This window comes from Shinella kummerowiae (assembly GCF_009827055.1).
Classification (GTDB): domain Bacteria; phylum Pseudomonadota; class Alphaproteobacteria; order Rhizobiales; family Rhizobiaceae; genus Shinella; species Shinella kummerowiae.
This window is the reverse complement of record NZ_WUMK01000006.1, coordinates 373953-387739: the sequence shown is the minus strand read 5'-3', so window position 1 is coordinate 387739 and position 13787 is coordinate 373953. Positions and strand designations below refer to the sequence as shown.

Genomic DNA, 13787 nt, shown 5'->3' with positions numbered 1-13787 from the left:
TATCCGGCGGCGCTGCTAGCCAATGCCCGCCGAACATGCTGTAAGGTCCGTACGATGAAGATATTGATTGTGGAAGACGATCTGGAGGCGGCCGCCTATCTCTCGAAGGCCTTTCGCGAGGCGGGCATCGTGCTCGACCATGCGAGCGACGGCGAAAGCGGCCTCTTCCTCGCGACGGAAAACAGCTACGACGTGCTGGTCATCGACCGCATGCTGCCGCGCCGCGACGGGCTGTCGCTGATTTCGGAATTGCGCCGCCGCAACATCCATACGCCCGTGCTCATTCTCTCCGCCCTCGGCCAGGTCGATGACCGCGTGACGGGCCTGCGTGCCGGCGGCGATGATTACCTGCCGAAACCCTATGCCTTCAGCGAGCTCTTGGCCCGTGTCGAAGTGCTCGGCCGCCGCAAGGGCACGCCGGAGCAGGACATGGTCTACCGCGTCGGCGACCTCGAACTCGACCGGCTGTCCCACACCGTCAAGCGCGCCGGCCGGGAAATCCTGCTCCAGCCGCGGGAATTCCGCCTGCTCGAATATCTGATGAAGAATGCCGGCCAGGTGGTGACGCGCACCATGCTGCTGGAAAACGTCTGGGACTATCATTTCGACCCGCAGACCAACGTCATCGACGTCCATGTCTCGCGGCTGCGCTCGAAGATCGAGAAGGATTTCGACCAGCCGCTGCTGCGCACCGTGCGCGGCGCCGGATACATGATGAAGGAAGAGGCGGCGGGCTGATCCCATGCAGCGACTGCTCGGCCGGCTGACTGCCCTCTACCGCACCACCGCGGTGCGCCTCTCCGCGATCTATCTCCTGCTCTTCGCCGTCTGCGCGGCCTTTCTCGTCTTCTACGTTTCCTCCATGTCGGAGGGCCTGCTGCAGCAGCAGATGCGCGAGGCCGTGGCGCAGGAAACCGAGCAGATCGAGCGCGTCTTCGACAATAACGGCATGAACGGCCTGTTGCGCACGCTCGAGCGGCGTGCCCGCCAGCCGGGCGCCAATCTCTACATCATCGCAAGCCCGACCGGTGAAGTGCTGGCAGGCAACGTCGCGGCGATTCAGCCCGGTGTGCTGGACAACGAGGGCTGGACGGAGACACCGTTCCGCTATCAGCGTTACCAGGAGGAGGCGCGCGGCAGCAACCGCCCGATGGCCTATGCGCAGGTGACGTTCCTGTCCAATGGCCTTCGCGTGCTGGTCGGCCGCGACCTCGGCGAGCCGGAGAATTTTCGCAAGCTGGTGCGTCAGGCGCTGATGGTGGCGCTCGGCGTCATGGGCGTCGGTGCGCTCGCCATCTGGTATCTGATCGGCCGCAACGCCCTGAAGCGCATGGATCGTATGTCCGACGCGAGCCAGCGCATCATGGCCGGCGATTTGTCGCAACGCCTGCCGACGAGCGGTTCGGGTGACGAGTTCGACCGGCTTTCCGAATCGCTGAACACGATGCTCGGTCGCATCGAGAAGCTGAACGAGGGCCTGAAGCAGGTCTCCGACAACATCGCGCATGACCTGAAGACGCCGCTGACGCGCCTGCGCAACAAGGCGGAGGCAGCCCTTGCCGGCAATGAAAAGGCCGACCACCGCATCGCGCTGGAGGAGATGATCGGCGAATCCGATCAGCTTATCCGCACCTTCAATGCCCTCCTGATGATCTCGCGCGTCGAGGCAGGGCAGGCGCCGGCGGAGATGAGCGCGATCGATATCAGCGGCATCGCCCATGACAGCGCCGAACTCTACGAACCGGTTGCAGAGGATTGCGGCCTCAAGCTCGTGACCGAGATCGCGGATGGGGTCGAAATCAAGGGCAACCGCGAACTGGTCGGTCAGGCACTTGGCAATCTCATCGACAATGCGATCAAATATGCCGAGGGCAGCGATGATCCGGAGATCCGCGTGTCGCTCGTGCGGCGGGAGGGCGATGTCGTCCTGTCGGTCGCCGATAGCGGGGCCGGCGTGCCGGACGACAAGCGCGACGAGGTCGTCAAACGCTTCGTGCGCCTCGATGCCAGCCGCTCCAAGCCCGGCACCGGGCTTGGCCTGTCGCTCGTCGGCGCCGTCATGGAAATGCATCACGGCCGGCTGGAACTGGATACGACGCATCCCGAGCGGGAAAACAATCGGGGGCTGACCGTCAGAATGGTTTTCCCCGTCCGTCCGGACTGATACACCTCGTCGTCAAAAGGCGAGGAGGCATCATGAGCGTGACGGAAACGACGCGGTTTTCCGATCTTTCGACCTCTCCGATCCGGCCGCTGAGCCAGACGGAAGTCAAATCGGTCATGTCCGACCTCAAGGACTGGGGCAAGGAGCACCCCGCCATTGCCAGATTGCTCGGCGGAAGCGACCCCCTGAAGGATTTCATCGTCGCGGCGTTTTCGCTCTCGCCCTATCTGCGCGATACCGCGCGCATCGATCCCGGCCTGCTCGCCCGCGCGCTGGACGCGCCGATCCTGCCGATGATCGAGGATGCGATCGCCCGCGCCCGAAGCGCCTGGAGGGCGGACGGCGGCGAGGTGACGGAGGCGGTGCTGATGACCCGTCTGCGCATCGCCAAGCGCGAGGTCGCCTTCCTCACCGCGCTCGCCGACCTTGCGCGTATTTTTGACGCACGGAAAACCACCGCACTTCTCACCGATCTTGCCGAGGCGGCGACCTCGGCGGCTTTCGACTACCTGCTCCTGTCGGCGCATGAGAGCGGCAAGCTGAATCTGCCGGATCCTGCGCATCCCAGCGAAAAGTCTGGCCTGATCGTGCTCGGCATGGGCAAGCTCGGTGCGGCCGAACTCAACTATTCCTCTGACATCGACCTCGTCGTCTTCTTCGATCCGATGGCGGATATCGCGGTCGATCCGATGGAGGCGGTCGAGACGTTTTCCCGCCTCGTGCGCCGGCTGATCCGCATCATGCAGGAGCGCACGGCGGACGGCTACGTTTTCCGCACGGACCTGCGCCTGCGGCCCGATCCGGGCGCCACGCCGCTCGCCATCTCGTTCGATTCGGCCATGCTCTACTATGAGAGCCGCGGGCAGAACTGGGAGCGCGCCGCCTTCATCAAGGCCAAGCCGATCGCCGGTGATCTCGCGGCCGGCGCGGCGTTCCTCAAGGGCCTGACACCCTTCGTCTTCCGCAAATATCTCGACTATGCGGCGATTGCCGACATCCATTCGATCAAGCGCCAGATCCATGTGCACAAGGGACACGGCGAGATCGCCGTCAAGGGACACAACGTCAAGCTCGGTCGCGGCGGCATCCGCGAGATCGAGTTCTTCGTCCAGACGCAGCAGCTTATTGCCGGTGGCCGTGTACCGGCGCTGCGCCTGCGCGCCACCGAGCCGATGCTGCATGAACTTGCAAAGGCGAACTGGATCGACAAGGGCACGGCCAAGGAACTGACCGAGGCCTACTGGTTCCTGCGGGACGTCGAGCACCGCATCCAGATGGTGCGCGACGAACAGACCCACCTGCTGCCGGAAACCGAAGCCGAGTTGAAGCGCATCGCCTTCATGCTGGGCTTCGAGGATACGGCGGCTTTCTCCGCGAAACTCGTCTCCGTGCTGAAGACCGTCGAGCGCCGCTACGCAGCCCTGTTCGAGCAGGAGGCGAAGCTCTCTTCCGAGACCGGCAACCTCGTCTTCACCGGCCAAAAGGACGACCCGGACACGCTGGATACGTTGAAGCGTCTCGGCTTCGAGCGGCCCGCCGACATTTCCCGCACCATCCGCACCTGGCACTACGGCCGCTACCGCGCGACACAATCCGTCGAAGCGCGCGAGCGGCTGACGGAACTGACGCCGCAATTGCTGCGGGTCTTCGGCGAGAGCAAACGGGCGGACGAGGCGCTGCTGCGCTTCGACAGCTTCATTTCCGGCCTGCCGGCGGGCATCCAGCTCTTCTCGTTGCTCGGCAACAATCCGGCGCTGCTGTCTCTCATCGTCAACATCATGTCGTCGGCGCCGCGCCTTGCCGAGGTGATTGCGGCCAAACCCCATGTCTTCGATGGCATGCTGGATCCCGGTCTGCTCGCAGAATTGCCGACGCGGGCCTACCTCTCCGAACGCATCGAGGGGTTCGTCTCCGGCGCCCGGCATTACGAGGAAATCCTCGATCGCCTGCGCATCATCGCAGCCGAACAGCGCTTTTTGATTGGCATTCGCCTGTTGACCGGTGCGATCACCGGCAAGCAGGCGGCGCGCGCCTTGACGCATGTCGCCGACCTGATCGTCGCGGCAGCACTCAAGGCCGTGCTGGAGGAAATCGAGGCCGCGCACGGAAAATTCCCGGGCGGGCGCGTGGTGCTGGTCGGCATGGGCAAGCTCGGCAGCTTCGAGCTGACCGCCGGCTCGGACATCGACCTGATTCTGCTCTACGACCACGACAGCGACGCCTTTGAATCGGACGGTCCCAAGCCGCTCGACAACATGAAATACTTTACCCGCATCACCCAGCGCCTGATCGCCGCACTCTCGGCGCCGACGGCGGAGGGCGTGCTCTATGAGGTGGACATGCGCCTGCGCCCCTCCGGCAACAAGGGGCCGGTTGCGACGCGCATCACGTCGTTTGCCAAGTACCAGACGGAAGAGGCCTGGACCTGGGAGCACATGGCCTTGACGCGCGCCCGCGTTCTGTGCGGCGACGAGAGCCTCGTGCAGGAGGCCGGCGATATTTTCCGCGCGGTGCTGGGCCGAAAGCGGGAGGCGGCAAAGATCGCCAAGGATGTCGCGGAGATGCGGCACCTGATCGACCAGGAAAAGCCGCCGAAGGATATCTGGGACCTGAAGCTCATTGCGGGCGGGTTGATCGATATCGAGTTCATCGCGCAGTTCCTTGCGCTGATGGCCCCGGCACGCGGCGTGCCGCAGCCGGAGCGGGCGATGCCGACAGGGGAGGCGCTCGCCGTGCTCGGCGCGGCGATGATGGACCCGAACGACCTCGACACCGTGCAGCGCGCGCTGGTGCTCTATACGGAGATTTCGCAGATCGTGCGCCTCTGCGTCGATGGCAGCTTCGATCCGAAGGAGGCGCCGGCCGGTCTCATCGACCTCGTCTGCCGGGCGGGTGACAGCCCCGATCTCCGTACGCTGGAGGCAGATATCAAGCAGCGGTCCAAGGCGGTGCGCAAGATATTCCAGGCCCTCGTCGCAAAGCCGTGATCGGCGTGGTGTCGTGCGCCCTGAGGTCGTCGTGCTGCCTGAAGACGTCAAATTCCCTTGCATTGGGCCTCTTGCACTTCAAGAACAGGCTTTATACGAAGGCAGCAAGACAGTTCGTTTAGAGGTTAGTTTTTAATGATTCTAATGACCCGAGACGGCGCGGAAAGACACGTTCTGAGCTGCTATGATATAGAATTTCGGCGAAATCATAAAAATGTACTGATCATTCTGTTTTCTCACTCGCCCAATCATCATTTCAAATCGATAAAATTCTCGGCAGATGTGCTGAGTATTGCGGACACTGCGGATACATACTTTACACGAGATGCCGAGATTTTATCTGCGCATCTATTAAATCTGGTATCTGGTTATGATCAGGTCATCGCGATCGGTGGCAGCAAGGGAGGGCATGGCGCGGTCTATCATGCGATGCTGCTCGCCCGCGCGATAGAAAAGCCCGTTCGCGTGCTGGCATTCAGCCCGGTGGTCGTCCTGCACGACAACAGGAATGAACTACCCTACACGTCCTATCAACGATTGATGGAAGAGGCGCAGGCCTCCGAGCAACTGGCGGCCGACCTGCGCGTCGCCACCGGGGTCGTAACGTCAGAGCCGCCGCGCAACCTTGCAGTTTTCTGCGTCCTCGGATCAGGCAACCGTTTCGACTGCGTCGAAGTGCTTCGCATACAGGGCGCGCATATCTTCACCCTGCCGATGCGCCATCACGAATCCATCATCCCCTTCCTCTGCGACACCAGCGATCCCAAGGCGGTGACGAGAACCGTCCTGGTGCTGCACGACAAGGCGGCCGAGCAGGCCGACGTCGCGCATCTTCTCGAGGAAGGCGCCGTCGACGCGATGATCGCGGATCTGTCGGGTGTGCCGAAACAGCCGGGCCTCGATCATTTGGCAGGCCTCATCATGACGGGGAACACAGGAGAGATCTGGCTGACCTCTCGGCCCTGGCAATAGCCCATTTCCTTCAGTGGATACGCCGCTAACGCAAAAGCCGGGACGGATGCCCTGGCTTTCATGATGTGACATCGGTCAGGCCGCCAGATGCAGCGCGGCAAGCCTTTCCCGGTCGGGGATGCGCACGGAGATGATCGTGCCCTTGCCTTCGACGGAGCGAATGCGCATCGCGCCGCCATGCAGATGGGCCAGCGAGCGGGAGATGGCGAGCCCGAGACCGGAGCCGCCCTTGCTCTTGGCATATTGGCTCTGCACCTGCTCGAAGGGCTGGCCGATCTTCTGGAGTGCCGATTTCGGAATGCCGATACCGGTATCGGCGATCGTCAGCGTGACGGCGCCGTCCACCTTGCGCGCCCGCACCTCCACCTTGCCGCCGGCATTGGTGAACTTCATGGCGTTCGACAGAAGGTTCAGCAGAATCTGCTTCATGGCACGGCGGTCCGCGACGGTCAGCAGATGCTGCGGGCAGAGTTGCTGCACCCGGATGTGCTTCTTTTCCGCCTGCAGCATGGTGAGGCGCATCGTCTCCTCGATCAGCGGCGCAAGATCGACCGTCTCGCAGCTGATGCGCATATGGCCCGCCTCGATCTTTGACATGTCGAGAATATCGCTGATGACGTTGAGCAGGTGTTTGCCGCTCTCGTGAATGTCGCAGGAATATTCGCGGTATTTGTCCGAGCCGATCGGGCCAAACATCTGGTTCTGCAGGATTTCGGAGAAGCCGAGGATGGCATTGAGCGGCGTGCGCAGCTCGTGCGACATGTTGGCGAGGAATTCCGATTTGGCGCGGTTCGCCGCCTCGGCCCGATCCTTTTCGGCCTGATAGTTGGCGATGGCGACGGAAAGCTCCGCCTTCTGCCGCTCCAGCTTGGCGCGTGAGGCCGAAAGGTCACCGATGGTCGCCATCAGCCGGCGTTCGGATTCGCGCAGGCGCACCTGGTGGCGCTTCATCATCGTGATATCGGTGCCGACCGAGACGAGGCCGCCGTCGCGGGTGCGCCGCTCGTTGATCTGCAGCCAGCGCTCGTCGGCAAGCTGGACCTCGCTGGTCTGCGACATGCCGGCGCCATCCGCATCCGCGATGCGCCGCTCGATGACCGGGCGGGCTGCGGCGGCATGCACCGTCGCGCGATCGGTGCCGGGCACGAGCACGTCATCGGGAAGACCATAGGCCTGCTGGTAATGTGCATTGCACATGACGAGACGGTCGTTCTTGTCCCACAGCACGAAGGCTTCGGAGGTGCACTCGATGGCGTCCGCAAGGCGCTGGTCGGCCTCCTGGTAGCGCTGGGCCAGCCGGTGCTGTTCCGTCACGTCCATCGCGATGCCGATGATGTGCATGCGCCCGGAAGCCATGCGGATGACCTGCGCGCGGGCGCGCAGCCAGACATAGTGGCCATCGGCATGGCGCATGCGGAAGACCTGCTCCACCTGCTTGGCTTCGCCGCGGGCCACCGCTCTGGCAACCTGATAGATGCCGTCGTCGTCGGGGTGCATCAGGCGCGCCGCATCGCCAAAGGACAGCACGCTGTCGCGCGGCGGCATGCCGAGCATTTCATACATCGAGCGCGACCAGAACAGCCGGCGGCTCGACAGATCGAAATCCCAGAGGCCGCAGCGACCGCGGGCCAGCGCCGTTTCCACGCGCAGGTTCGATTCCGCGAAGATCGCATCCGCATCGCGCGCCCGTTTGGCCTGAATGTAGTAGGCGTAGAGAATGACGAGCAGGATTGCCGAGATGCCGGCAAACAGCGTGACGTTCAACGCCACCTCGTCGCGCCAGAACACGGCAAGCTGGCTGAGCGGGTTGGCGACGATGACGAAGCCACCCTTTTTCGGCATCTGGACAAGCGAGGCATAATAGTCCTGCCCGCCGATGCGGGTGCGGAAGACGCTTGCCGGTTCACCGAAATATTGTGTGGCCGCTAGTTCCGGCGAGAAGCGCGCCAGCGACTGGCCGACATACCGCGCCGCCGCCAGCGAGGCGCCGAAGACGTGGCCCTTCTCCTCCACGAACAGCACCAGCCCACCCGGCTGCATGCGGTCCTGTGGCAGATTGAGCGACAGCGCCGCCTCGACCGCCATGCGATCGGACTTGGCAAGGCTTTCCGCCATGGTGCCAGAGAAAACGGCGCCCACGGCCATGGCCGTCAGCGAGGTCGTGTCCTTGACGCTCGTGTCCATCCGGTCGTGCTCGACCATGATGCCGACCATCCGCGAGATGGCCACCACGAACAGGAAGGCGACGATCAGGATCGGTATCGATCGCTTGAGTACGGGCTCGGCCCGTGTCAAATGCCGCGCGGCAGGTCCGGCGAAAATCTTCGCCTGCCCCGTCGCCTCTTGTCCCCAGGCCGCCATTCCCGGAAATTTGAGACGAGTCCACCCGCCGGCTGCGCGTCCTCGTTGCGCGTCCGCCATAATCTTCAAACCTTGTAAGCCTCTTGTGATTCGGCGCGTCGCTCGCCCGAATCTACCCTAATGAATCAATTGTGATTCGGCTTGTCCAGAGGAAAAAGTAGAACTTTATTAACCATTTCTCAGAGGTGGAATTTTGCAGTTTACGCGGGTGGGTCCGCGCATGTTGGCGCCCCCTCGCGCCGCCGTGGACCGTTCTCCATATCCCGCCATTCCTTGAGGAGCTGCGCGCGCCGGCGGGGATACCGTGTCTCGACAAGGGCGATTTCACGCATGCGATCGGTGCGGAAATGCCGGAAGTCCCAGCGCTGTTCGCACCACGCCACCAGCATGCGCGTGTCCTCGAAATAGCCAAGCGCAATGGGCCAGATGACGCGCTCGGAAAACCTGCCCGCACCGTCTGCATAGGCCAGCCGGAGCTTGCGTTCCCGGCGGATTGCCGCGCGGAGAAGGACAAGATCGACCACCTCGGTATCGACGATCCTGCGCGGGCCGACGAGCAGGGCACTGTTTTCCAGTTCGTCCTGCAGGTCCGCCGGCAGAACGGCCGATATCTTGGCAAGCGCGTCGGATGCCGCCTTCGTCACCGGCGTGTCGGCGAATTTCTGCACCCAGCGGAAACCGAGGATAAGGGCCTCCAGCTCGACATGCGAGAACATCAGCGGCGGCAGCATGAAGCCGGGCCGCAGCACGTATCCGACGCCCGGTTCGCCTTCTATGTCCGCACCCTGCGCCTGCAAGGAGGCGATGTCCCGGTAGAGCGTGCGTATGCTGACACCGGTTTCCTGCGCAAGCATCGCGCCGCTTACCGGGTAGCGATGGCGCCGGAGAACCTGGAGGAGGGCGAGCAGTCTTTCTGAGCGAACCATGAATGCATACTGCCATTTTCTGGCAGTGGTGTCGCCTAGGTTCCGTCCGTCAAAGCAATGAAAGGACACATCCCATGATCTCTCCCGGTCTCCTGATCCTCTATGTCGAAGATCCTGCGCGCAGCAGCCGCTTCTACGAAACAATTCTCGACCGGCCGCCCGTGTTCGAGACACCCGGTTATGTCGGTTTCGATTTCGGAAACGGCCTCGGTCTCGGCCTCTGGTCGACCACGTCGACGGAGTTCGTCTCCGGCGGTACCGGCAACCGCTCGGAAATCGCCATCGTCGTGGATGGCGATGCGGCGATCGACGCGCTGCATGACAACTGGAAAGCGGACGGCATCGCCATCGAGCAGCCGCCGTTCACCGCTGTCTTCGGCCGCACCTTCGTCGCGCTGGACCCGGATGGTCACCGGGTCCGCGTCTGCCCGCCGGACAAGTGAGGGCTCAGCCCTTCAGCATGCGCTCCACGATGTCGGAAACGTCGGAGGAGAGCTTTTCGCCCGCAGCGATCGCCCGCAGCGCGTTGCGGGCGTGGTCGGAGCGCACGTCCTCCAGCGCGCGCCACGACCGCATCGATGTGAGAATGCGGGCGGCAAGCTGCGGGTTCTTCGGGTCGATCTCGAGAATCTGATCCGCGAGGAAGCGGTAGCCTTCACCGTCCGCCCGGTTGAAGCCGGTCGGGTTCGAGAAGGCGTAGGTGCCGACGAGGGCGCGCACGCGGTTCGGGTTCGACTTGTTGAAGTGCGGGCTCGTCATCAGCGCCTTGACGCGCGCCAGCGCGCCGTCGCCCGGAATGGTCGACTGGATGGAGAACCACTTGTCGATGACCAGCGCGTTGTCGGCAAAGCGGGCGCGGAAGGTTTCCAGCGCATGCGCGGTCTCGGCGACGTCCGGGAAGCGGTGCGCCAGCACGGTCAGTGCCGCGCTCAGGTCCGTCATGTTGTCGGCGGCCGCAAAGGCCTGCGCGGCGCGGGCCGGCGTGCCATCGGCGACGGCGAGGTAGGCGAGTGCCGCATTGCGCAGCGCGCGATGGCCGGCACCGGCTGCATCCGGCGTGAAGGCGCCCTGAAGCTGATGGCGCTCGAAAAGCGAGGCGAAGACGGCCGGATCGCGGTTCGCCACGAAGGCGAGCACGGCTTCGCGTCCGGTGCGGATGGCGTCGGGATCGTTGTTGCTGCCGAGTTCGCGGGCAATGTCGGATTCGGAGGGCAGGGCGAGCGCCTGCGCCCGGAAGGCGGGCTCCAGGGCCTCATCGCCGGCGATCGCGATCAGCGTATCGGCGAGAACCGCATTCGTCTCGACCGGCTCGCCGGCCCGCGTCTTGCGCGCCGCCTCCACGAGGTTCGGCAACGCCAGATCGTTCAGCGCCTGCCAGCGCGAGAAGAGGTCGGCGTCGTAGCGTGCGATATGGGCGAGGTCGGCCGGCGCCTGCTCGAAATGCAGGTTGATCGGCGCCGAAAAACTGCGGTTGAGCGAAACGACCGGGCGCGAAGCGATGCCGGAGAAGGTCACCGTCTGGCGGCGCTCCTTGAGATGCAGCACGTCGTCTGTGACGTCCGCGCCGCTGACGGCGCCTGGCGTGGCTTCGGAGCCATCGGCGGAGATCAGGCCGAAGCGCAGCGGAATATGCATCGGCTCCTTCGCGCTCTGGCCCGGCGTCGGCGGGATCATCTGTTCGAGCGACAGCGTGAATTCACCCTTCGCCTGGTCATAGCTCGACGAGACGCTGACGAGCGGCGTGCCGGCCTGATGGTACCAGAGCGAGAACTGGCCGAGGTCGACACCGTTCGCCTCTTCGAAGCATTTCACGAAATCCTCGATCGTTGCGGCATCACCGTCATGACGCTCGAAATAGAGGTCCATGCCCTTCTTGAAACCGTCGCGGCCAACGATGGTGGCGATCATGCGCGTCACCTCGGAGCCTTTTTCGTAGACGGTCGTCGTGTAGAAGTTGTTGATTTCACGATATTTTGTCGGGCGCACCGGATGGGCGAGCGGGCCGGCATCCTCCGGGAACTGCTCCGACTTCAGGTGCCGCACCTCGGCGATGCGCTTGACGGCGCGCGAGCGCTGGTCGGCGGAGAATTCGTGGTCACGATAGACCGTAAGGCCTTCCTTGAGGCACAGCTGGAACCAGTCGCGGCAGGTAACGCGGTTGCCGGTCCAGTTGTGGAAATATTCATGCGCGATGATCGCCTCGATATTCGCGTAATCCTGGTCGGTCGCGATTTCCGGGTCGGCCAGCACATATTTGTCGTTGAAGACGTTGAGCCCCTTGTTCTCCATGGCGCCCATGTTGAAGTCGGACACGGCGACGATCATGAAGATGTCGAGATCGTATTCGCGGCCGAAGACCTCTTCGTCCCATTTCATGGAACGCTTCAGCGCATCCATGGCATAGGCCGCGCGCGGCTCCTTGCCGTGTTCGACATAGATCTTCAGCGTTACCTCACGGCCCGACATCGTCGTGAACGTGTCTTCCACCACGCCGAGGTCACCGGCAACGAGCGCGAAGAGGTAGGACGGTTTCGGGTGCGGATCGAACCAGGCGGCGAAGTGTTTGCCTTCACCATAACCGGCGCCACCAAGAAAATTGCCGTTCGACAGCAGCAACGGGCAGTTCGCCTTGTCGGCGATGATGTTGACCGTATAGACGGCGAGCACGTCCGGCCGGTCCGGGAAATAGGTGATGCGCCGGAACCCTTCCGCCTCGCATTGGGTGCAGTACACGCCGTTCGTGCGATAGAGGCCCATCAGCTGGGTGTTGGCCTCGGGATTGATCATTGTGGTGATGGTGATCTCGAATGGCTCGCTTGCCGGAAGATCACGGATCGTCAGGCTGTCGGGCGTGGCGTCGTAGCGGGCCGCATCCAGCTCCATCTGGTCGAAGAGCAGGCTCGTCATGGTGAGCTCGTCGCCGTCGAGAACGAGCGGGGCGGCGGGATCGACGCCGTCGCGGCGATGGAAGATCAGCCGAGCCTCCACCTTGGTCTCCGTCGGGTCCAGTTCGAAGGTCAGATCGACGCGCTCGAGAACGAAGTCAGTCTGGCGATAGTCCGCCAGGTGGATGATCTGGCCGTTCTCAGTCCGCATGGATGTGTCCTGCTCTTTGCCGTCCGGCGCCCGTTCCCCTTGTGCATGGTACGGTGGATCGCCGGGACGGTCTGCCCCCAAGTTCCACGAATAGATATGCGTATTCGTTTAACATCTCATTTCCGCGAAGAACGGGAAATCATAAATTTGTGCCATGGCGGCACGGTTGCCTCTCCCGCATCTCCGATCAAAATTATCCGCGATGCATCACCAGAATTCATCCTATCCGCCCGCCAACCGCGCTAGAGTTGCTGCTCTCTGAATCGGTTCTCCGGTCTCCCTGAAATCTGTTGCCATGGCCTGTCGGCCATGATGAGTCGCGCATGGACACGCAGTCTTCCGATCCCATGAAGGGGATTTTCCTCAAGGTCGCCTCCGTTGTGATCTTTCTCTGCATGTCCGCGCTCATCAAGGCGGCCGGCAAGGACCTCGCGGCAGGGCAGATCACCTTCCTGCGCTCTGCCTTCGCCATGGTGCCGATCCTTGTGTTCCTCGCCATGCACGGCCAGTTGCGCGATGCCTTCCGCACCAACGACATCTTCGGGCATTTGAAACGCGGCTTCATCGGTATTCTCTCCATGGGCTTCGGCTTCTATGGCCTCATTCACCTGCCCTTGCCGGAATCGATCGCGCTCGGTTACGCTCTGCCGCTCGTCACCGTGGTCGTCGCGGCGGTCTTCCTCAAGGAAAAGGTCGGCATCTATCGCTGGTCGGCCGTACTAATCGGCCTGCTGGGTGTTGCCATCATCAGCTGGCCGCGCCTCACGCTCTTCCGCATGGGAGGCATCGGCTCGTCGGAAGCCATGGGCGTGCTCGCCATGTTGGCTTTTGCCGTGCTCGGCTCCTTCGCGATGGTGCTGGTGCGCAAGCTGGTGCAGACCGAGCGCACGCCGACGATCGTGCTGTATTTCTCGCTGTTCGCCTCGATCTTTTCGCTCGGCACGCTACCGTTCGGGTGGATCGCGCTGAGCTGGCAGTCGCTCGGCCTGATGGCGCTTGCCGGCTTTTGCGGCGGCATCGCCCAGATCCTGCTGACGTCGAGCTACCGCTATGCCGACGTGTCGACCATCGCGCCGTTCGAATACACGTCGATCGTGCTCGGCCTCATCATCGGCTATTTCCTGTTTGGCGACGTGCCCACCGGTCCCATGCTGATCGGTACCGCCGTTGTCGTCAGCGCCGGCATCTTCGTGATCTTCCGCGAACACCAACTCAACCTGAAGCGCCGGGCGGAGCTTCGCCATAAGCTGCCGCAGGGGTAAAAGCAGGTCCAGTTTTCGC

At 63.1% G+C, this 13787-nt stretch carries 9 protein-coding genes; 6 read left to right on the top strand and 3 right to left on the bottom strand.

All coding sequences use genetic code 11. From position 1 onward, the window contains the following. Positions 1 to 54 precede the first annotated feature (54 nt). From GR138_RS17960 to GR138_RS17945, 4 genes are all read left to right on the top strand, one after another. On the top strand, positions 55 to 738 hold the full coding sequence (locus tag GR138_RS17960; protein ID WP_160860620.1) for a response regulator transcription factor: 684 nt from the start codon (positions 55 to 57) through the stop codon (positions 736 to 738). Between the two features lie 4 nt (positions 739 to 742). Continuing rightward, positions 743 to 2164: an ATP-binding protein gene (locus tag GR138_RS17955; protein WP_160860619.1), complete on the top strand. Its 1422-nt coding sequence runs from the start codon at positions 743 to 745 to the stop codon at positions 2162 to 2164. 32 nt (positions 2165 to 2196) lie between these two features. Further along, the gene (locus GR138_RS17950) at positions 2197 to 5151 is read left to right on the top strand and encodes a bifunctional [glutamine synthetase] adenylyltransferase/[glutamine synthetase]-adenylyl-L-tyrosine phosphorylase (protein ID WP_160860618.1); all 2955 of its coding nucleotides are present in this window, start codon (positions 2197 to 2199) and stop codon (positions 5149 to 5151) included. 135 nt (positions 5152 to 5286) lie between these two features. Then, positions 5287 to 6123: a hypothetical protein gene (locus GR138_RS17945; RefSeq protein ID WP_246200547.1), complete on the top strand. Its 837-nt coding sequence runs from the start codon at positions 5287 to 5289 to the stop codon at positions 6121 to 6123. A 75-nt stretch (positions 6124 to 6198) separates the two neighbouring features. Here GR138_RS17945 and GR138_RS17940 read toward each other — a convergent pair whose 3' ends face one another. Then, positions 6199 to 8544 carry a PAS domain-containing sensor histidine kinase gene (locus GR138_RS17940; RefSeq protein WP_261001725.1) on the bottom strand — a complete coding sequence of 782 codons (2346 nt, stop codon included), beginning with the start codon at positions 8542 to 8544 and terminating at the stop codon, positions 6199 to 6201. A 140-nt stretch (positions 8545 to 8684) separates the two neighbouring features. Continuing rightward, entirely contained in the window at positions 8685 to 9410 is a 726-nt protein-coding gene (locus GR138_RS17935; protein WP_160860616.1) for a helix-turn-helix transcriptional regulator, read from the bottom strand. Positions 9411 to 9484: 74 nt separating this feature from the next. Here GR138_RS17935 and GR138_RS17930 point away from each other — a divergent pair, with 74 nt between their 5' ends. Continuing rightward, entirely contained in the window at positions 9485 to 9853 is a 369-nt protein-coding gene (locus GR138_RS17930; protein ID WP_160860615.1) for a VOC family protein, read from the top strand. Positions 9854 to 9857: 4 nt separating this feature from the next. Here the strand turns inward: GR138_RS17930 and pepN are convergent, their stop codons facing one another. Then, complete coding sequence (gene pepN, locus GR138_RS17925; RefSeq protein WP_160860614.1) at positions 9858 to 12506, bottom strand: aminopeptidase N; 2649 nt, start codon at positions 12504 to 12506, stop codon at positions 9858 to 9860. A 323-nt stretch (positions 12507 to 12829) separates the two neighbouring features. Between pepN and GR138_RS17920 the strand changes: the two genes are divergently transcribed. Then, positions 12830 to 13768 (top strand): DMT family transporter, encoded by a 939-nt coding sequence (locus GR138_RS17920; protein WP_160860613.1) that lies wholly within the window; start codon positions 12830 to 12832, stop codon positions 13766 to 13768. The last annotated feature ends 19 nt before the right edge of the window (positions 13769 to 13787 follow it).